Origin of the sequence: Streptomyces sp. Root1304 (genome assembly GCF_001426405.1) — a bacterium.
In the GTDB taxonomy this organism is placed as follows: Bacteria; Actinomycetota; Actinomycetes; order Streptomycetales; family Streptomycetaceae; genus Streptomyces.
Genome location: NZ_LMEP01000024.1, coordinates 19,163 through 37,960 on the forward strand (window position 1 = coordinate 19,163; position 18,798 = coordinate 37,960).

The 18,798-nt window shown below is 71.6% G+C and carries 17 protein-coding genes, 1 pseudogene and 1 riboswitch; of the genes and pseudogenes, 5 read left to right on the forward strand and 13 right to left on the reverse strand.

The features are described 5' to 3' along the window. The first annotated feature begins 95 nt into the window (after nt 1-95). The gene (locus ASD33_RS24690; protein ID WP_242427249.1) at nt 96-1,436 is read left to right on the forward strand and encodes a PrsW family intramembrane metalloprotease; all 1,341 of its coding nucleotides are present in this window, start codon (nt 96-98) and stop codon (nt 1,434-1,436) included. 9 nt (nt 1,437-1,445) lie between these two features. Here ASD33_RS24690 and ASD33_RS24695 read toward each other — a convergent pair whose 3' ends face one another. The 8 genes from ASD33_RS24695 to ASD33_RS24730 form a co-directional block, all read right to left on the reverse strand. Then, nucleotides 1,446-2,390 (reverse strand): aldo/keto reductase, encoded by a 945-nt coding sequence (locus ASD33_RS24695; RefSeq protein WP_056565613.1) that lies wholly within the window; start codon nt 2,388-2,390, stop codon nt 1,446-1,448. Nucleotides 2,391-2,438: 48 nt separating this feature from the next. Further along, nucleotides 2,439-3,572: a M23 family metallopeptidase gene (locus ASD33_RS24700; protein ID WP_056564694.1), complete on the reverse strand. Its 1,134-nt coding sequence runs from the start codon at nt 3,570-3,572 to the stop codon at nt 2,439-2,441. Between the two features lie 11 nt (nt 3,573-3,583). Next, nucleotides 3,584-3,730, reverse strand: a riboswitch (cyclic di-AMP (ydaO/yuaA leader). A 201-nt stretch (nt 3,731-3,931) separates the two neighbouring features. Next, the gene (locus ASD33_RS24705; protein WP_056564698.1) at nt 3,932-5,143 is read right to left on the reverse strand and encodes a PP2C family protein-serine/threonine phosphatase; all 1,212 of its coding nucleotides are present in this window, start codon (nt 5,141-5,143) and stop codon (nt 3,932-3,934) included. A 157-nt stretch (nt 5,144-5,300) separates the two neighbouring features. After that, nucleotides 5,301-6,647, reverse strand: a complete 1,347-nt coding sequence (locus ASD33_RS24710; RefSeq protein WP_079045005.1) for an MFS transporter — start codon at nt 6,645-6,647, stop codon at nt 5,301-5,303. Continuing rightward, nucleotides 6,644-7,720, reverse strand: a complete 1,077-nt coding sequence (locus ASD33_RS24715; protein WP_079045006.1) for a PLP-dependent cysteine synthase family protein — start codon at nt 7,718-7,720, stop codon at nt 6,644-6,646. The genes ASD33_RS24710 and ASD33_RS24715 overlap by 4 nt, the downstream gene beginning before the upstream one ends. Before the next feature lie 63 nt (nt 7,721-7,783). Further along, nucleotides 7,784-8,164: a hypothetical protein gene (locus ASD33_RS24720; RefSeq protein WP_157870081.1), complete on the reverse strand. Its 381-nt coding sequence runs from the start codon at nt 8,162-8,164 to the stop codon at nt 7,784-7,786. A 191-nt stretch (nt 8,165-8,355) separates the two neighbouring features. Next, the gene (locus ASD33_RS24725; protein WP_056564703.1) at nt 8,356-9,096 is read right to left on the reverse strand and encodes a MerR family transcriptional regulator; all 741 of its coding nucleotides are present in this window, start codon (nt 9,094-9,096) and stop codon (nt 8,356-8,358) included. Nucleotides 9,097-9,328: 232 nt separating this feature from the next. Next, nucleotides 9,329-9,823 carry a rhodanese-like domain-containing protein gene (locus ASD33_RS24730; RefSeq protein WP_056564706.1) on the reverse strand — a complete coding sequence of 165 codons (495 nt, stop codon included), beginning with the start codon at nt 9,821-9,823 and terminating at the stop codon, nt 9,329-9,331. A gap of 238 nt (nt 9,824-10,061) precedes the next feature. Here ASD33_RS24730 and sigJ point away from each other — a divergent pair, with 238 nt between their 5' ends. After that, the gene (gene sigJ, locus ASD33_RS24735) at nt 10,062-11,081 is read left to right on the forward strand and encodes an RNA polymerase sigma factor SigJ (RefSeq protein WP_079045007.1); all 1,020 of its coding nucleotides are present in this window, start codon (nt 10,062-10,064) and stop codon (nt 11,079-11,081) included. A 91-nt stretch (nt 11,082-11,172) separates the two neighbouring features. Here sigJ and ASD33_RS24740 read toward each other — a convergent pair whose 3' ends face one another. Both ASD33_RS24740 and ASD33_RS24745 read right to left on the reverse strand, forming a co-directional pair. Beyond that, on the reverse strand, nt 11,173-11,766 hold the full coding sequence (locus ASD33_RS24740; RefSeq protein ID WP_056564708.1) for a phosphatase PAP2 family protein: 594 nt from the start codon (nt 11,764-11,766) through the stop codon (nt 11,173-11,175). Beyond that, entirely contained in the window at nt 11,763-13,259 is a 1,497-nt protein-coding gene (locus tag ASD33_RS24745; protein ID WP_056565624.1) for a diacylglycerol kinase family protein, read from the reverse strand. The genes ASD33_RS24740 and ASD33_RS24745 overlap by 4 nt, the downstream gene beginning before the upstream one ends. 186 nt (nt 13,260-13,445) lie before the next feature. Between ASD33_RS24745 and ASD33_RS24750 the strand changes: the two genes are divergently transcribed. Next, the gene (locus ASD33_RS24750; protein ID WP_056565626.1) at nt 13,446-13,883 is read left to right on the forward strand and encodes an NUDIX domain-containing protein; all 438 of its coding nucleotides are present in this window, start codon (nt 13,446-13,448) and stop codon (nt 13,881-13,883) included. A 451-nt stretch (nt 13,884-14,334) separates the two neighbouring features. On the opposite strand, the gene ASD33_RS36975 is transcribed toward ASD33_RS24750, so the two are convergent. The 3 genes from ASD33_RS36975 to ASD33_RS24765 all read right to left on the reverse strand — a co-directional run bounded on the left by ASD33_RS36975 (nt 14,335) and on the right by ASD33_RS24765 (nt 16,539). After that, entirely contained in the window at nt 14,335-14,682 is a 348-nt protein-coding gene (locus ASD33_RS36975; protein WP_347232312.1) for an ImmA/IrrE family metallo-endopeptidase, read from the reverse strand. A gap of 101 nt (nt 14,683-14,783) precedes the next feature. Then, entirely contained in the window at nt 14,784-15,905 is a 1,122-nt protein-coding gene (locus ASD33_RS24760; protein ID WP_157870082.1) for a hypothetical protein, read from the reverse strand. Between the two features lie 79 nt (nt 15,906-15,984). Continuing rightward, nucleotides 15,985-16,539 (reverse strand): hypothetical protein, encoded by a 555-nt coding sequence (locus tag ASD33_RS24765; RefSeq protein WP_056564715.1) that lies wholly within the window; start codon nt 16,537-16,539, stop codon nt 15,985-15,987. Between the two features lie 684 nt (nt 16,540-17,223). Between ASD33_RS24765 and ASD33_RS34505 the strand changes: the two are divergent. Beyond that, nucleotides 17,224-17,780 (forward strand): annotated as a pseudogene (locus tag ASD33_RS34505) (tyrosine-type recombinase/integrase); the annotation flags it as partial. A gap of 41 nt (nt 17,781-17,821) precedes the next feature. After that, nucleotides 17,822-18,370 carry a S1 RNA-binding domain-containing protein gene (locus ASD33_RS24770; protein ID WP_056564717.1) on the forward strand — a complete coding sequence of 183 codons (549 nt, stop codon included), beginning with the start codon at nt 17,822-17,824 and terminating at the stop codon, nt 18,368-18,370. Nucleotides 18,371-18,798: the final 428 nt, after the last annotated feature.

Sequence of the window (18,798 nt, forward strand, 5' to 3'; positions counted from 1 at the left end):
CGGGGCGAGGGACCGGGCGGCGACCCGGTCACGGACGTGACCGGGTCCCGTAACCGCCTCGCCCACTGTCGGTGCGGGTCGTTAGGGTCGCTCACGTGTCGAACCCCGTCCCCGGCGAAACCACAGCCGGCCCCGAGGCCGCTCCCGTCCCCCACCGGGACACCGAGGAGCCGGCCTTCCCTGCCGTCGCCGACCGGTCCCAGTGGCGCTACCGGCCCCGCAGGGACTTCTGGCGCAGCCGGGTCTTCCGGGCCGTCACCCTGATCACCGTGCTCGCGATCTGCGCCCTGGTCATCCTGGCCCTGGTCCGCGAGCAGACCGGCACCGAGGGCTTCCTCGTCGGCCTGGGCCTCGCGGTGTTCCCCGTGCCCCTCCTGATGGCCGCGTTCCGCTGGCTCGACCGGGTCGAGCCGGGGCCCTGGAAGAACCTGCTCTTCGCGTTCGCGTGGGGGGCCTTCGCCGCCGCGCTCGTCGCGATCCTGGCGAACTCCTTCGCCGTCCGATGGATCGCGACGGCCACCGCCGACCCGGCATCGGCCGACACCCTGGGGGCCACGGTCGTCGCGCCCGTGGTGGAGGAGAGCGCGAAGGCGGCGGCGGTCCTGCTGCTCTTCCTCTTCCGGCGGCGGCACTTCGGCGGGCTCGTCGACGGGGTCGTGATCGCCGGGTTCACCGCGACCGGCTTCGCGTTCACCGAGAACATCCTGTACCTGGGCAACGCCTTCGGCGAGGACCAGGAGTTCGGCGCCTCGGGCCTCGGCTCGGTGACCGCCGCGACCTTCTTCGTACGGGTCGTGATGTCGCCGTTCGCGCACCCGCTCTTCACCGTGCTCACCGGCATCGGCTTCGGTCTCGCCGCGCTCGCCCCGCGCGGCAAGCGGCTCCGCAAGGTGCTGCTGCCGATCGCCGGACTGCTGCTCGCCATGGGGCTGCACGCCGCGTGGAACGGCTCGGCCACCTTCGGCGGCCCGCTGACCTTCTACGCGGTGTACGGGGCGCTCATGGTCCCCGCCTTCGGCCTGCTGACCTGGCTCGCGGTGTGGAGCAGGCAGCGCGAGCTGCGCACGATATCCGGGGAGCTCCCGGCGTACGCGGCGGCCGGCTGGATCGCCCCCGCCGAGCCGCTCGCGCTCTCCTCGATGCGCGCCCGCCGGCTGGCCCGGTCCTTCGCCGCGCGCGCGTACGGGCCGCCGGCCTCGCGGGCGGTCGGCGAGTACGAGTCCTTCGCGACGACCCTGGCGTTCCTGCGGAACCGGGCCCGGCGCGGCACGGCGGGCCCCGACTTCCCGGCCCGCGAGCAGGAGCTGCTGCACCATCTGTGGCAGCGCCGGGAGGTCGCGTCCCCCGCGCTCACGTACGCGGCGCGGGCGACGGGCCGGGTGTGGGCGCCGCCGCAGTACCTGGACTACGGCGGCTACAACCCGTACCGCAGCTAGGTCGTGTCGTCAGGCCGAGGCCTGCGTGAGGAGGGTCAGCTCGGCCTCCGTGAGGGTCAGGCCGGCGGCGGCGACGAGCGCCGGCACCTGCTCGACCGTACGCGCCGAGGCGATCGGCGCGGCGACCGTCGGGCGGGCGGCGAGCCAGGCGAGGGCGACGGTGGCGAGTTCCGCGCCGTGCGCCTCGGCGACCGTGTCGAGCGCGGAGAGCACGGCCCGGCCCCGCTCGGTGTCGAGGTGCCCGCCGGCCCCGGCGGCGCGGACGCTGTCGACGGTGGCGCCGGGACGGTACTTGCCGGTGAGGAAGCCGGCGGCGAGGCCGTAGTACGGGACGGCGGAGAGCCCGGCCCGCTCGACGGTCTCCAGGAGGGGGCCCTCGTAGGTGTCACGGGAGACCAGGTTGTAGTGCGGCTGGAGGGCCACGTAACGGGCGAGGCCCTCCGACTCGGCGAAGTCGAGGGAGGCCCGCAGCCGCTCCGGGGAGATGTTGGAGGCGGCGACGGCACGCACCTTGCCGTCCTTCACCAGCTGGTCGAGCGCGGTGACGATCTCCTCCACGGGCACCGACTCGTCGTCGAAGTGCGTGTAGTAGAGGTCGATGCGGTCGGTGCCGAGGCGGCGCAGCGACTCCTCCGCGCCGGCCTTGATGGTGGTGGCGGAGAGCCCCTTGAAGTGGGGGTGGGCGCCGACCTTGGTGGCGACGACGATGTCGTCGCGGTTGCCGCGGGAGGCGAGCCACCGGCCGATGACCGTCTCGGACTCGCCGCCCTCGTTGCCCTCGGCCCAGGCGGAGTAGACATCGGCGGAGTCGACGAAGTTTCCGCCCGCGGCGGCGTAGGCGTCGAGGACGGCGAAGGACTGTTCCTCGTCGGCGGTCCAGCCGAAGACGTTGCCGCCCAGGGCGAGCGGGAAGACGTGCAGGTCGGAGCTGCCCAGCGGGCGGAGAGAGGTCATGACCACTCAACCTTCCGCGCCGCCGGGCGTATTCCGTACCAGCGGCTCTCAGAGGGTGAGGCCCTTGGAGCGGAGCCAGTCCGCCGGGTCGATGCCGGTGCCGCCGGGCGTGTGGACCTCCATGTGGAGGTGGGCGCCGGTGACGTTGCCGGTGGCGCCGACGCGGCCGATGGTCTCGCCGGTGCCCACGGTCTGGCCCGCGCTGACCGTCATGGACGAGAGGTGGCAGTACCAGACCTCGGTGCCGTCCGACAGCTCGAGCACGATCCGGTAGCCGTACGAGCCGGACCAGCCGGCGGACTTGACGGTCGCGCCGTGCACGGCCTTCAGCGGGGTGCCGGTGGGAGCGGCGAAGTCGAGGCCGGTGTGGTAGCCGGAGGACCACATCGAGCCGGACTGCATGTACGTGGCGGTGAGGGTGTACGAGGAGACGGGCAGCGAGTAGCTCGCGGCGAGCTTGGCGAGGCGCTCGGCCTCGGCCGCGGCTTCGGCCTTCGCCTTGGCTTCCGCCTCCGCCTTGGCCTTCGCTTCCGCCTCGGCCTTCGCCTTGGCCTCGGCGGCCGCCTTCTCCGCCGCGTCGGCCTTGGCCACCGCCTCGGCCGCGGCCTTATCGGCCGCCGCCTTCTCCGCCGCGGCCATGTCGGCGGCGTCGGCGGAGGCCTGCTGCTGCTCGGCCTGCTGGAGGATGCGGGCGCGCAGGGCCTCGCCCGCGTCGCCGGCGCCGGTGGCGGTCCTGGCGAGCTGCTCGGCCCCGGCGTCCTGCTCCTGGTCGAGGGTCGTGTAGGTCGCGGCGGTCAGCGGGTTCGGGTTGGCGCGGGCCGCGCTGACCGTCTCCTCGGGCTCGTCGGGCAGGAGGTCGCCGACGCCCGGGAGGTCGTGGGCGTCCGGGAGTCCGAGGTCCGGGAGGTCGGGAAGGTCCGGGAGCGAGATCGCGACCGGGGGCTTCTCCTGCGCGGTGGCGAGACCGCCGGCACCGACGGCCGCGATGACACCGACACCGAGGACGGTGGAGGAACGGGCGAAGTTGGAGCGCTGCTTGACGACCCGGTGACGACCGCCGGCGCGGCTCTCGGCGCGGAGGGATCCCTCGGTGGGGTTCCACTCGGTGTCCGGGGCGGCGGGACCCGCACCACCACCGAAGGCATCGAAGGGGGCTTCGGGTACGGGAGTGTTGGACGCCACGGAGGCGCGCTCCTTTCCTTCCTTCTCGCCTACCGGGTTAGCTGACGGGTTCGGAGCAGGAAGGTCTCCTACGGGCACGGTCGCACAGGTGCGAAAGGCCCGATTCACCCCAAGTGGTGGTTCCCCGGTTCCTCTTCAGGATTCGGCGCGTGCGCACGGTGCCGCCTCTTGCGACGGCTGAAACGACCGCGCTGCGTTATCGAACGTTAATAGACAGGGCCTCCCGATTCCAAGCCGTTCCTCTTGATCATTCATTGAAATGGGAGGGAATGGTCCGAGTTGACCCCGCTTCAGAAAGGAGCCGCGAACTCCGCTCGATCTGACGTTATGTCAATTGTTATCGCAGCGGCACCTCGTGACTACGGCCGGTGACCGGGCCCGCCCGGCGGCACCACCGGCATCGTCCGCCGCCGCCCCTGCTGCCCCGCCGCCGGCCGGCTCACCGCGAGCAGTGCCATGTCGTCCGTCGACCGCCCGCCGGTGTGCAGCCGTACGTCGTCCACGAGCGCGTCGAGCAGTTCCTCGGGCCCCGGGAAGATCCGTCCGGCGAGCCGGTCCACCGGGTCGTAGAAGACGCCCGCGGCGTCCCGCGCCTCGGAGAGGCCGTCGGTGTAGAAGAGGAGCGTCGCGCCCGGCGGGAACGGCCGCGCCTCGGCCCGGTCCGGCCATCCCGCCAGATCGCCCATGCCGAGCGGCAGCGCCGGCTCGGCGGGCTCCAGTGGGTCCAGGCGCCCGTCGCCGTACAGCATCAGCGGCGGCGGGTGGCCGCGGTTGACCACCCGTACGAAACCGTCGAAGGTGCCGCCGCCGTCACCGCGCGGGATCTCGGCGAGGACGGCGGTGGTGAACCCCTCGAAGGCGTCGAGCCCGTCCCTGCGGGTGCCCTCCCGGGCCAGCGCCCGTTCGAGGCGATGCGCCACGCCCTCCAGGGTCCGTTCCTGCTCGGCCGCCTCCCGGAAGGCCCCGATGACGACCGCGACGGCCTCGACGGCCTCCATGCCCTTGCCCCGGACGTCCCCGAGGACGAGCCGCACCCCGTAGGGGGTGTCCTGGACGGCGAACAGGTCGCCTCCGATGAACGCGTCCGCCTGCGCCGCCTCGTAGTGCGCCGCGCACTGCAGCCCGCCGATCCGCTCGGCGGGCGTCGGCAGCAGGGCCTTCTGCGCGGTCTCCGCGATGACCCGCGCCGAGGCGAGCCGTTCGCCGCTGCGGCGCACCACCCGGTTGATGAGCAGGGCGAGCGCGGAGACGGTGACGACGGTCAGGGTCTCGGTCAGGGCCGGGACGTCGTCCACGGTGCCGTCGGAGAAGTGCAGCCCGACGGAGGCGAGGACGGCGGCGATCCCGGTGAGGAGCGTCGTGAGCATCGAGAAGAAGGGCGCGGCGATCAGCGGGGCGGCGGCGAGCATCGGCGAGGCGGTGTACGGGGCCGGGGTCGCCACGTCGAAGACGACACCGCCCACGATGACCAGCGGCGGCAGCGCGCGGATGAACCGCCTGGCACCGCCGTACGCGGGACCGTCCCGGCCGCCCCGCCGCCTGCCGCCCGCCGCTCCTAGGGGGTGCCCCACCTGTGCTCTCCTGCCCGGTCCGTACCGGCCGCGGACCGTACCGCGCCCTCCCAGGGTGGCCGCCGCCCCGGAAGGCGGCGACTCCCACGGGGCCGACTGGCGTACGGACGGGGGAACGGCGCGGCCGGGACGGCCGCTCGGGGCTCGGACCCGCCGCTCAGTCCGACGCGGGCTCCTTCCGTGCGGGCTCCGCCGACGCGGGCTCCTTCGGTACGGGCTCCGCCGACGCGGGCTCCTTCGGTACGGGCTCCGCCGACGCGGGCTCCTTCGGTACGGGCTCCGCCGGTACGGGCTCCGCCGCCAGGCGTCCGCCCCGGGCCAGCAGCGCCATCGCCGCCGCGCACCCCAGACCCACCGCGCACAGCGCGAGCCACGGCAGCGCCGACCAGCCGGTCACGTCGAGCAGCGCGCCCGTGCCCAGGTTCCCGAGGGTGATCCCGATCCCGCACACCGTGTTGTAGAGCCCGTAGTGGGTGGCCACCCAGCGCCCCCGGGACAGCGCGACGACGGTGTCCATCTCGTAGGGGTAGAGCACCGCGTTCGCCACCGCCAGGACCGCCGCGCACAGCAGCAGCCCCACCAGCCCCCGGCCGAGCGCGGCCGGGAGCAGGAACGCGCCGCCCATCAGGGCGAGCCCGAGGACCAGGCACCGCTCCCGGCTCAGCCGCCGCTTGCACCAGGCGGTGATCCGCAGTTGCCCGGCGAGGGCGACCAGCGCCGAGACGACGAAGAGCGCCGTCGTGGGGCCGGTCCCGCCGGCCGCGAGCGGCAGCGCCAGATAGACCTGGAAGGACAGCACGTACGAGCCGGTCATCGCGAGCGAGAACAGCCAGAAGGTGCGGTGGGCGAGGACCGTGCGGAACTGCCCCCGTGCCTCCCCGGCCCGTGCCGCCTTCCCTCCCCGTACGGGCATGTACCTGAGCTGCACCAGGGTCAGCCCGGCGAAGAGGACCGCCGCCACCACGCACGTCAGCCGGAACGACACCCCTGTCAGGGCCACCCCGACGAGCGGCCCGAGCAGGATGCCCGCCTGGTAGTAGACGTTGAACAGCGCGAAGGCCTCCACCCGGCGCTCCTCCCCCGCCTCCGCCGCCAGACAGGCCCGGACGGCCGGGTTGAACAGCGCCCCGGCGAGGCCGGTCGCCAGCGAGGCGGCGATCAGCATCGGCAGCGACTGCGCGAACGCCAGCGCCCCGAAGCCGATCGTCCGCAGCGCGCAGCCCGCCACGATGAGCGGCTTGAAACCGAGCCGGTCGGCGAGCGCCCCGCCGACGAGGAACATGCCCTGCTGCGACAGGTTCCGGGCGCCGAGCACGAGCCCGACCGCCCAGGCCGCCATGCCGAGCCCGTCCGCGAGGTGCGCGGCCAGATACGGCATCAGCATGTAGAAGCCGAGGTTGATGGTGAGCTGATTGAGGAAGAGCAGCCGGACGGCCGGCTCGAAGGTGCGGCTCTGCTTCCAGACGCCGCCCCTGGCCTTCGCGGGCGCGGTCGCCGTCGTCACCGGACACGCTCCATGGCCTTGCGGGTCCAGCCGTCGACCGGCGCACCGGCCTCGTACCCCGCCGGGTCCTCCCGTACGGGCCCGTCGAGGAGACCGTGCGCCGCGCAGAACTCGTCGTTGAAGACGGTGTCGAAGTACCGCTGCGGCCCGTCCGGGAAGACGGCCGCGATCCGCGTCCCGCGCGGCCGGGTGCGGGCCAGCCAGCCGGCCACCAGCGCGACCGCGCCCACGCTCCAGCCACCGGTCGCGAACTGACGCGAGGCCAGGCGGCGGGCCGCCCGTACCGCCTCGGCCGGACCCACCCAGTGGACCTCGTCGAAGGCCCCGTGGTCCACGTTCTCCGGGTGGATGGAGGAGCCGAGGCCGCGCATCAGCCGCTCCCCGGCGGGCAGTCCGAAGACGGTGGAGCCGACGGAGTCCACGCCGACCAGTTCGAGCGCGGGGCTGCTGGTGGCGCGCAGCGCCCGGGAGATCCCGGCCGAGTGGCCGCCGGTGCCGACCGCGCAGACGAGGACGTCGATCCGGTCGAGCTGCCCGGAGAGTTCGGCGGCGAGCCCGGTGTAGGCGTCGGGGTTGTCGGGGTTCCCGTACTGGTTGGGCCACCAGGCCCCGTCGAGCCCCACCAGGAGTTCGGCGACCCGGTCCATCCGGGCCTGCTGCCAGCCGCCGTGCGGGCTGGGCTCGCGTACGACGTGGACCTGGGCGCCGTGGGCGACGAGCATCCGCTCGACGATCGGCTCCAGACCGGGGTCGGTGACGACGTGCACCGGGTGGCCGTGGAGGACCCCGGCGAGGGCGAGTCCGAGACCGAGGGTCCCGGAGGTCGACTCGACGATCGGGGCGCCGGGCCGCAGTTCACCGCGCCGGCGGGCCTGTTCGACCATGTAGAGGGCGGCGCGGTCCTTGATGCCGCCGAAGTTGAAGCCTTCGAGCTTGGCCCAGTAGCCGTCGTCGGTCCGCAGGACGGGCGTGTTGCCGACGGTCTGGTCGGCGAGCGGCAGCAGTCCTGCGGGGAGGGTCTTGCCGGGCGGAGTCGCGCCGGGCAGCGTCGTGCCGGGCAGCAGGGTGTTCATCGCGGGTACGTCCTCGGGGTGGCATGCGGAAGGGAACCTGGTCACGCGGGGGCATGACCCGGCTCAGTTCCGGTCGACTCCGAGGGCGATCAGCAGCCGGCCCGGCTCGGGGCCGGGTCCCGCCCTGCCCCGGACACAGCGCGCGCGGGGGTCGTCGCGGAGGTCGGCGGCGTACGGGAGGAGGACGGCCCCGCCGGCGTCCGGCGCGGCGAGGGGCGCGGCGGCGGCCTGCGCGGGGAGGTGGGCGTCGAAGGACCAGGCGTCCCCGGGCTGCTCGCAGCCGTGCGGCAGGGCGGGGGCGGAGGCGAGGGCCGTCGCGCCCGAGGGCGGCAGCGCGTGCCCGTGCGAGCCGTGGCAGACGCTCACGAGGAGGGCGAGGAGAGCGAGCAGGACGAGGACGGCGGGCGCCCGCCGTCGTACGTCCGTCACGCTGTCGTCACTCATGGTGCGCGTGACACTACGGTGGGGTACCGCGCGGCCGCAAAGAGGCGGGCACGGTTTTGGCCACCGTTTACATCTCCGGATTCCGCCTGCGCCTCCGGGGCTCCGGGCCTCCGGGTTCCGCCTGCGTCTCCGGGTTCCGCCCAGGGGTCCCCCCGAGGCAGGCCCTGGAGGCCCTATGGGCGCGTGAGTCCCTAGAGGTTCCGCTCCGCGTAGATCTCCAGCGCGTCCCGGACGAGGACGGCGGCGCCCTCGCCGTGCTTGTCGTAGGTGGCGGTGAAGCGCGGGTCGTCGACGTACATGCGGCCGAGACCGATCACGTACTCCTTGCTCGGGCTCGTCGTCGTCGAGAGCCACGCGACCTGCCGCCGCGCGATGGCCTGCACCTCGTCGCCGTCGGCGGGCAGGCCGTCCTTGAGTGCCTGCCCGAAGTCGCGGGCGATGCCGGCCTGCTCGCCCATGAACGCCTTCTTCCGCTCGGCGTCGAGCGAGCGCCACCAGCGGTCGCCCTTCGCGTACGCGTCGCGGCCCCAGCGTTCGGTGACCTCCTCCTCGTACGCCGTGTGGTCGAAGCCGTCGAACACTTCATCGGCCATGAGTTCTTCTCCGTTCTCGGTCTTGTGGAGAGTGGTCCGCACGGACGCGATCCGGCGCCCGAGGCGGTCCCGCTCCTGTTCCAGGAGCGCGAGATGGGTCCGCAGGGCCGCGGACGTGTCGCGCTGCCCCGCGAGGACCTCGGCGATGGCGGGCAGCGAGAGCCCCAGCTCGCGCAGCAGCAGGATGCGCTGCAGCCGCACGAGCGCCGCCTGGTCGTAGTACCGGTAACCGTTCGCGCCGATCCGGCTCGGTTCCAGCAGTCCGCGCTCGCCGTAGTGGCGGAGGGTGCGGCTGGTGGTGCCGGCCTTCTTGGCGATCTCTTGGATCGACCACTCCATACCGAGAACGCTAAATCTTGACGTTGCGTAAAGGTCAAGCGGAGGAAGGCCGGTCCCGTCGCGATCCCGGACAGTCGCGGTCCCGGGCATACGACGAAGGCCCGRATCCAGTGACTGGATCCGGGCCTTCGTTGCTACTGAGTAGCGGGGACAGGATTTGAACCTGCGACCTCTGGGTTATGAGCCCAGCGAGCTACCGAGCTGACCGGGGCGATCACGAAATCGGTTGGCGTCAGCAGCCGCAGTCGTCGGATCCGACCGGCGCCGTGAGGGGGTCCGCGGCCTTCTCCGCGGGCCCTTCCCAGGTCTCGTACGCGAAGCCCTCGCGCACCCAGTACTCGAAGCCGCCGAGCATCTCCTTCACCTGGAAGCCCAGCTCCGCGAGGGCCAGCGCGGCGCGGGTGGCGCCGTTGCAGCCGGGGCCCCAGCAGTACGTGACGACCGGCACGGACCGGTCGAGCAGCCGCTCGGCCTGCTCGGGGACGAGCGCGGTCGGCAGGTGGATCGCGCCGGGGACGTGCCCCTGGTCCCAGGAGGCGGTCGAGCGCGAGTCGATCACCACGAAGCCCGGGTCGGTGCCGTCGGCGGCGGAGGCGGCGAGCACGGAGGCCACGTCGGAGACGTCGGCGTGGAAGGCGAGGCTCGCGGAGAAGTACGCGGCAGCGGCGGCGGGCGTGGCCGGCGGGGTGCGGAGTACGGGGTTGACCTGCGTCGTTGTCGTCGTCATGGTGATCAATCTACGGACGATGATCACCGTACTGAAGAAGGGATCCACGGCGGCCTGGAGCCTCGACCGGGGAATCCCGGGCGTTCGAGTCGGGACGGCGTGGATCTCACAGCTCAGGACGGCACGGGCCGCTGCCCTCGCTTTTCGGCCACCGGCAGCGTGCGTGTCACATCGTCGGGGTGGAATCCGTCATGAGGACATGACGGGACGCGACGTACGCGAACGGGGAGACGCACGAGTGGAGCAGAACGAGAACGACCGGGAGCACGGGGACCGGACCGGAAGCGGTCCGGGCGACGAGGGCTGGGCCGGAAGCGACCGGGCCGGCGACGGCAGCCGGGCCCTCCGGGAGCGGTCCCGGGGCGACGCGGATGCCCTCGCCCGCCGCTTCGAGGCCGACCGCCGCCATCTGAGGGCGGTCGCCTACCGGATGCTGGGCTCGCTCAGCGAGGCCGAGGACGCCGTCCAGGAGGCCTGGTTCAAGCTCAGCCGCAGCGATGTCAGCACGGTGGAGAACCTCAGCGGCTGGCTGACCACCGTCGTCGGCCGGGTCTGCCTCGACATGCTGCGCTCACGCGGTTCGCGCCGCGAGGACCCGCTGGAGTACTACGTCCCCGACCCGGTCGTCCGGGTCGCCGACACCACCGACCCGGAACACGCGGCCGAGGTCACCGAGTCCGTCGGCCTCGCGCTGCTCGTCGTCCTGGAGACGCTGTCCCCGGCCGAACGGCTCGCGTTCGTCCTGCACGACATGTTCGCGGTCTCCTTCGACGAGATCGCGCCGATCGTGGACCGCACCCCGGCCGCCACCCGCCAGCTCGCCAGCCGCGCGCGCCGCCGCGTCCAGGACACCACCCCGGCCCCGGGGCCGGACGCCCGGCGGCAGCGGGAGATCGCGGACGCGTTCCTCGCCGCCGCGCACGGCGGCGACTTCGAGGGACTGCTCACCGTGCTGGACCCGGACGTGGTGCTGCGCGCCGACGGCGGCCGGACGCTCGCGGCGGTGTCCAAGGTCGTCCGGGGCGCCGAGGCGGTCATCTCGCAGGCCCTCACGTACGCCAAGTTCCGTACGGGAGCACTGTCGGTGGTCGTCAACGGCGCACCCGCGGTCCTGTCGGTCACGAACGGGCGGCCGAGCGCGCTCATGGCGTTCACGATCGCCGGGGACCGGATCGTCGAGCTGCACATCCTGGCGGACCCGGAGCGGCTGGCCGCGCTGGACCTGACGGAGGAGGAACTCGCGCGCGCGACGTACTGACACGAGCCGGGCGCGATCCGGCCGCGCCGGCCCGGCCCGGCCCGGCCCGAACCGGCCCGTCACGAACGCACGGGAACCCCCTGACGCCCGCTCACTTCCCCTTGGCGGCCGTCAGGGAGGCCCCGGCGACCAGCGAGACCACGGCGCTCGCGATGCCGAGGACGGCACCGGCGGCGACATCGCCCGGGTAGTGCACCCCGGTGTGGACCCGGGAGTAGCCGACGCCCATCGCCAGGACCTGGAGGGGTACGGCCGCGGGGGGCAGCACGACCCCCACGGCGGTGGCGAAGGCGACCGCCGACGCGGTGTGCCCGGAGGGGAAGGAGGCGGAGTCCGGCATCGGCACGTGCCGGCCCACCACCACCCGGGCCGCCTCCCGGTCCGGCCTCGGCCTGCGCACCAGCCGCTTGCCCAGCAGGTTGGCGGAGGCCGAGGCCACCGCGATGGCCCCGAGCCCGGTGAGCGCGGCGCGGCGCGGCCGGCCGGGGAAGAGGGCGAGCGAGGCGGCCACCGCGAACGAGATCTTGGAGTGGTTCGCGGCGGTGGAGAGCCTGCGGAGCCCGGTGTCGAGCGTGGGCGTGGGCGTGGCGGCGACGGCGGCGTACACGGCGCCGTCGACCGCGCGGAGGTCCTTCATGACGGCCCGGAGCGGGCTGGTCGTGGTCGTCCCGGTGGTCCCGGTCATGTGCCGCTCCTCGGTGCGGGTTGGTGGTGGGGGGAGGGGAAGGCGAGCTGGACGACGCGCAGCCAGTCCATGCGCGGCGGGGGATCGAGGGCGCCGGGCCGGTGCCGGGGCACGAGCACCCGGAGGGCGCGGGGGCGGAGGGTGCAGACGACGGGGGTGGGCAGGATCAGGGCCTCGCCGTCGACGGCGACGGCGATGGACCCACCGGCACGGGCCCCGGAGCCGGAGTCAAGCCCCGACCCTGAGTCCGCCCCTGAGTCGTAGCCGGAGCCCGACCCCGACCCGGAGCCCGCTCCCGACCCGGAGCCCGCCCCCGGCCCCGGCGCCTTCCCCAGCACCTCGACCCGGGCGGCCGTGAGGACGTTCAGGCCGGCCGCCTGGGTACCCCGTACGGCCATCTCGGCGGCGTCCGCGGCGCCGTCGACGCGGATGCCGATCACTCCGAGCGCGCCCCCGTCCAGGCGGGGCCGGCGGGCGGTGGCCGCGCCGAGGGGATCGGGGGTGGCGTACGGGTTGTTGCTGACGAGCAGGGCCTGCTGGGCGGGCAGCGGGGTGCCGTCGGCGGTGGCGTCGAGGCGGTCGCCCTCGCCGCCCTGGAGGAGGTCGGGCAGGACGGTGAGCGCGGTCCCGGCCTTGGCGTCGCGGTACTCGGGGTGCTGGACGACGTCCGCGTACACGCCGAAGGAGACGGTGTTGACGAAGGGCCGGCCGGAGACGGAGCCCAGGTCGACCCGGAGTTCCTCGCCGTCGACGAGGGCGTCGAGACAGGTCGCCGGATCGTCGCGGTCGAGGCCCAGGTCGAGGGCGAAGTGGTTGCGGGTTCCGGCGGAGACGACGAGGAAGGGCAGGTCGTGCTCGGCGGCCACGGCGGCGACGAGCGCCTGTGTGCCGTCGCCGCCGGCCACTCCGAGCAGGTCGGCGCCGTCGGCGACGGCCTCCCGGGCGAGCGCGGCGACGTCGGTTTCGACGGCGGGGTCGAGCAGGATCACCCGGGCGCCGAGCCGCTCGGCGCGCTCGACGAGCCCGAAGCGGGCGACCTTCCCGCCGCCGGACTTCGGGTTCATGATGAGCACGGCCCGCCGGGGCCGGGGCAGCCGCTGCCCCCGGGCGAGATCGGTCCGCGTGTTCCGGTCCCGCGCGCCGGGGGTGTGGGGGATGCGCAGTGCGGCCCGCGCGCAGAGCAGGGCGCCGCCCCACAGGCCGAGGGCCACGAGGGCGGTGAGCCAGAGGCCGCCGACGACGTACAGACAGAGGACCGCGAGGGGAGCACCGACGGCGAGGAGCGCGCCGAGCACCCGCCTGGCCCCGCGGTGGGCGAGGAACCACCAGATCCCGACGGCCGAACAGGCGAGCCCCACGAGCCCGCTGAACAGAATGACGACCCCGCCCGCCCCGACCCCGGCGAGCAGGAGGACGACGGCGGCGCCCGCCGATGCCAGCGCGCACCTGGCGAGCCGTCTGGCCTCCCCCACCGGATCGACGGATCCGCTCACCGCCACCGACTCCACCTCCACGTCAGGCGTCCACGTCCCAGATTCCCCCACGGTGCCCCACACCGCGCTCCGGGGGTACCCGGTCGCCAAGAACCGCCCCCCGCACGAGCCCGTACCCTTCACCCACCTGAACGCGAAAACGCCCCGACCGGTTGAACGGTCGGGGCGTTCAGGAGACGAACCGAAATGATCGAACGAGTCCGCGCCGTCCTCGTCACCGCAGACGACACGATGCTGGTCATCCGCCGCACCAGGCCCGGCATCCCCGAGTACTGGGTCCTGCCCGGCGGCGGCGTCGAACCCGGTGACGCGTCCCGGGAGGCCGCCCTCCACCGGGAGATCCACGAGGAGATCGCGGGGAAGGCCGACATCATCCGCCTCCTCCACACGACGGAGACCGACGACGAGCGCCAGCTCTTCTACCTCGCCCGCATCGCCACCTGGTCCTTCGACGACCGCACCGGCCCCGAGTTCAGCGCCGAAGGCCGCGGCGAGTACGCGCTGGAGGAGATCCCGCTGACCCTGGAGGGGCTCGACGGCATCGACCTCAGGCCCGAGGAGATCGCCCACGTGCTGAGGGGAGCCATCGGCACCGGAAGCCTCGCGGGCGAGGGATCGTTCTGAGCCCGTCGAGTACGTCGACACGCCATCAGGGCTGACTCTGAAATGAGTCGGCCCTGATGGCTTCGCCACGTGCCTGTGTTCCTGGACACCCAGCAGGTCTTGCACTCTCTTGCTTGTCCAGGCCAGTTCATGAGCCAGTTTGGAAACCGAGAGGCCTGCTTCCTCTGCCGCCAGGTTGAAGGCTTGTCCGAGCATCGAAGGCTGCTCACCAGGGAAGTTCGAGACCGACTCCGCAGTGAAACCCGGTTGGCCGTCGAGAGCGCGTAGGCGCTGGTACGTCCTGCTGGCAGTGGCGTCGGAGATCAACCCCAGCTCGCGGCAGCGGTAGACGAGCGAATGGAGAGAGACTCCCCAGACTCCTCTGAGCTCGGCCAAGCGTGCAAAATCCATTCGCCGCGGCAGGAACGGCAGGATGCTGGCCTGGGGAGTCAGGAACTCGGCGGCGAAGGCGTCAGCCTCCTTCACCGTGAAGCACAAGGTGGCCCAGCTCATGGGCAGCCGTGAACCGGTGCCGGTAGATGTCGTCGGCCCGGTTGGCCGTCAGAACGACGAGCGGCCGCGCAGCCCGGGTTGAAAAGGCGTCCACGCTCGCAGCGGAGGGATCACTGGCAGGCGGCATGACCACCACGATCCCGTGGGACTCCATCCGCCTCACCAAATGCGTGACCGGACCGTCGCCGAGCCCCCAGCGCCTGCGAAGCTCGCGAGCGGCGGACACGGGGTCGGTGGACCAGACAGGCCGAACGGTACCGCGCGATCCAGACGGAACCAGGCTGTGCCGGAACGTCCGCTCACGCATCGCTCACGCATCGAGCCGATCGATGCTCGGGCGGGTGGTTGCAGGAACCTCACCAATGAAGCTGTCTCGGCGAGAAGCAAGGCGCCCGATGTTCACAGCCGCTACGCGTTGTGAGCGCCCCACACTTGCGCTCCGTTGGTTACGGACAGGGCCTCACGCCTACGCTCCACGTGCCCAGTGATGGCGTTGTACTCGATGAGCTCACCCGTTGCCTGGTCAATCATGAGGAGATTGGCTTGGGACCATGCTGCTGCGAGGCTCTCGTCCAGGTCTGCGGTCTTGTCCAGGGCAGTGAAGGCGCCGAGGTCTTGACATGAGTCTTCGTCGAGGTCCAGCACGCCCAGGTGGGTTCCGTGGTCGGTACGAACGGCTGAGGCGTACCAGCGTCCGCCGGGGGCGATAGTGCCCGATCCGACCGGGTCTCCGGCTTCGCAGGTGGGTGCGTTCCTCGACTTCCTGGCCTGTACGTCGTAGATCTTGATGCAAGCGCCTGTGGCGCACTCGTCGGCTCGCCACACGATCTGATCCGCGTCTGCGGCAAGCACGGTGGCCCCCTCCGCGACAACCGCGCTGACAGCACCGTTCTGGTCGAGCAGGACAACCGACGTCCGGGCCCGAGCCGCGTTTCCCGAGCCCGTGACATCGCCCGTGGTCTGGTGGGCGACGATCCCCTGGCGTGTCTGGCCCACGGGCTCGATGCCGCAGGGCATGGAGATGACCCGGCGCGCAGGGTGGCCAGAGGTCTCGTGCTCGGCGGCGGAGTACTTCGCGCGCACCGTTGTGGGCAGTTCCTGGCCCTCACAAGCCGCGACGGACTGCTCTGTAACTGCCCACACTTTCCCGTTATCAACGCCGGGGAACCATGCGGTCGCCTGCCCGAGCAGAGTTGCCTTGCTGGGATCGTCGGGCGAGATAGCCACAATCCCGCCATCGCGGATGCCCACGATGTCTCCGGAACTCAATTGGCGCGGGGCGGTGAGGCGATAAGTGTCCAACTTCTCTGTGCCGTCCGGCCGTGGTCCCACGATCTCGGGCTTGGCGTCTATGCGCTTGAGAACAGCGATCTCGCCGCCGAGGTTCACGACGACGCCTTGGGCAGACTGTTCGCCGGTGTCGTCCTGTGAGCAGCCTGCGACCCCGGCAATAGCCAGGACTGTGGCGGCATAAACCGCCACGAGGCGGCGGCGATGGGCGTCTCGTACGGAGCCCTGTGTTGCGGCCATCCCGTATCCCCCAGAGAGTTGGTAGAGGTCGTAACTGCGCGGTGGGGGCGGTTGGTCGTGCCGCCCCCACCACAGTTTTTCAGGGCTTCGGTGCGCAGGGTCCTGTCGCGATGCATTCGGAGTAGAACGGGTACGCAGTGATGCCCCACAGCTTCCCCGCGTTGCCCAGCTTCCTGGCTCCACAGGTCGACGTGTCCTGCCACTTCTCCACGATGAACGTCGTGCGCTCGATCTTAGGGGTGGTGTACCCGTACCTGTGGCCCGGGACGTTTATCGTGTTGGAGAACACCACGCCCTTCGCGGTGTGGTCCGTGATCGTGTTGCTGGTCTTGCCCTGGACCTCGGCGACCGCGAACTTCATGGTCCCGCCCAGCTCGGCGGTCCATTCAGATTGCTTCACCGCTGTGGTCGTCATGTCGTAGCGCAGAATCGCCGATGCCGAACCGGAGTTGAACTTACCGGCAGTGCTGCCGATTGCTTCGTACTTGGCCGGATAGGCGACGACTTTGTACCAGATGTCCGGCGGGCACGAGTCCGGTGCCTGCACGTCGGCCGATGCCGTCGGCGCCAGCAGCAGACCGGCACCGAGCAGCAGTGAGCCGATGAACGCTCCCCCGCGCGTGGACCTACGCATGGTGATTCCCTCCCGTTTGCATTCACCCCCCGTTGGTCGAGTGCTTCACGCTGAGTCAATCAGTAGCACCGCGAGCAATAAAGCGAATTGAGGTACATCTGAGATTGGCCGCCAATAACTCGAACCTGACATAGTCTTCTTGACGCGAAGAGCGTCGCATGCTTGACAGGTCAAACACAGAACCCGACCCAGGGTCGCGAATTAGCGGTATCTTTGATTCCACTTCTCGTGCTTAGCAAACGCCTCTACGAAACAGTCACATCCCCCTCCCCGCGCGGCGGGATGGAGTGCCCCGGGCGCCCATGCGGAAGAATTCTTCTATTTTGCATAGATATTCGGCACTGGTGGCCTCAAACGGCGTTTTGTCCGAGGATGGTGAGAGAGGTGGCGATTCGGTTCTTCCTACGCTGTCGCGGCGGGCGGATCGTGCGCAGTTGGCCGGCCTCTCTCAGACGTAGGGCGTGTCGGTGAGTTCGCTCATCCATCGGTACCAAGAACCGGGACTTGTGCCTGATATGACGATCAGCCGCGCGTACCAGCGGCTTAGGGGCCTCAGCGGACAGCCGGGCTTTGCCCCGGAGTCGGTCCACGGGTCCCGGAGAGCAGCCGGTGACGCTTCGCACGGCATGCGAGCTGGCGGAACAAGACACCGGGCCAACCACCCTCCTCCTTGCAGCGGAACTCGGCCTCCGGCGCGGCGAGGCGGTCGGCCAGGACTGGCACGAGACCGACCTCCACGCCGGCCTCATCACCCCTGCCAAGGAGATCGTCGTCGACGGCTGGGACCCGTACGAGTCCGAGCCGAAGACCGACGGCAGCGCGGGCACGATCGCCCTCGACAGCGTGAACATCCAGGTCCTGCCCGCGCCCAGAAGGCCCGCCAGGCGAAGGAGCGGAAGGAGGCCGGCGCCGCCTGGCAGAACACGGGCAAGGTCTTCACCAAGGAGGACGGCTCCTGGCTCCACCCGGAGACGGTCTCGGAGACCTTCCGCCGCATCCTCGCCACCACCGACCTCCCGCCCATCACCCCGCGGGACCTCCGCCACGTCTCGGCGACGCTCACGCACGGCGCCGGCGGCGACATCCACACGATCAAGGAGACCCTCCGCCACTCCACGATCACCCTGACCTTGGACACCTACACAAGCCTCCTCCCGGAGGTCGGTCGCGCGGTGGCCGAGGCAGCCGCCGCGCTTGTCCCCCGGATGAACAGGGCCCAGGCACCGTCAGAGCCCAGTTGAGGGCCCACGCGCCTGCGATGCCGTATGGAAGGGTGGCCGTCATGGACTGGCAGTCTGAGAGCCCGGAGCTTTGGGCCTTCCTGGGGTCGCTGCGCCAAGGCGAGATCATGTCCGGCACGATCTCGGCGATCGAGCGGTTCGGTGTGTTCGTGGCCTTGGACAACGGCCCCGGCCATCCCATGTTTCCCGGCGTCGGGCTCATCGCGATCCCCGAACTGTCCTGGCGGCACATCAACGCGCCCACCGATGTAGTCGAAGTCGGGCAGCGCGTCTTGTGCGAGTTCCTCCAGTTCGACACGTACAGCGCCAAGGCTCGGCTGTCTTTGCGCAGTACGCAGCCCGCTCCCTTCCAAGCATTCGCCGACCGCACCACGGTGGGACACGAACTACGCGGAACGGTCACCAAGGTCCTCCCCTTCGGCGCCTTCATCGACGTCGGGGACGGAATCGAAGGGCTGGTCCCTTTCAGAGAGGTCCATGGCAGGCCCGCATCAGGGCCGGCGGAAACCTTCCGGCCGGGCGACAAGGCAACGTTCGTCGTCACGGCCATCGAGCTCCCACGGCACAGGCTGTTCCTCTCCCGACGGTAGACGGCCCCTACTGCGAGCCCGCCCGGGGTGACGACGGTGAACGGTACTGCTCGCCCTGCCCGCTCCCGTCCCGAGCGCCGCTGTGGTCGCCTCTCTCCCTCACATCGCGCCCCACAGCCGGAGGTATGTCGCGCGGAGGCTCTTGTCCGGGCTCTTCCCCACGCCGCTGCCCGACCCCTTGCCTCCCTACACCGATCTCGGCCGCCCGCAGCAACAGCTCCTTCATGTCATCGCCGACCTGGAGGAAGGCCACTGGAACGTCGCCGACTTCGGTCAGCGACTCAATCCCCATGGGCTCCCCGACACCCAGCAGGCCCTGCGCGCCTATCTCGGTCTCCCCCCGCTCCCAGCGCGTTGCGGCTGCGGTCGCGCACAGGTCTAAGGCCAGCGAGTGGTCGAAGGTGTCGCTGGAGGCGCAGCGGGTGAAC

Coding starts and splice junctions, on each gene's coding strand:
- ASD33_RS24760 (WP_157870082.1), bottom strand. CDS start 15,905: ATGGCCGCAACACAGGGCTCCGTACGAGACGCCCATCGCCGCCGCCTC.
- ASD33_RS24730 (WP_056564706.1), bottom strand. CDS start 9,823: ATGACGACGACAACGACGCAGGTCAACCCCGTACTCCGCACCCCGCCG.
- ASD33_RS24720 (WP_157870081.1), bottom strand. CDS start 8,164: ATGAGTGACGACAGCGTGACGGACGTACGACGGCGGGCGCCCGCCGTC.
- ASD33_RS24740 (WP_056564708.1), bottom strand. CDS start 11,766: ATGACCGGGACCACCGGGACGACCACGACCAGCCCGCTCCGGGCCGTC.
- ASD33_RS24715 (WP_079045006.1), bottom strand. CDS start 7,720: ATGAACACCCTGCTGCCCGGCACGACGCTGCCCGGCGCGACTCCGCCC.
- ASD33_RS24765 (WP_056564715.1), bottom strand. CDS start 16,539: ATGCGTAGGTCCACGCGCGGGGGAGCGTTCATCGGCTCACTGCTGCTC.
- ASD33_RS24750 (WP_056565626.1), top strand. CDS start 13,446: ATGATCGAACGAGTCCGCGCCGTCCTCGTCACCGCAGACGACACGATG.
- ASD33_RS24695 (WP_056565613.1), bottom strand. CDS start 2,390: ATGACCTCTCTCCGCCCGCTGGGCAGCTCCGACCTGCACGTCTTCCCG.
- ASD33_RS24725 (WP_056564703.1), bottom strand. CDS start 9,096: ATGGAGTGGTCGATCCAAGAGATCGCCAAGAAGGCCGGCACCACCAGC.
- ASD33_RS24770 (WP_056564717.1), top strand. CDS start 17,822: ATGGACTGGCAGTCTGAGAGCCCGGAGCTTTGGGCCTTCCTGGGGTCG.
- ASD33_RS36975 (WP_347232312.1), bottom strand. CDS start 14,682: ATGCGTGAGCGGACGTTCCGGCACAGCCTGGTTCCGTCTGGATCGCGC.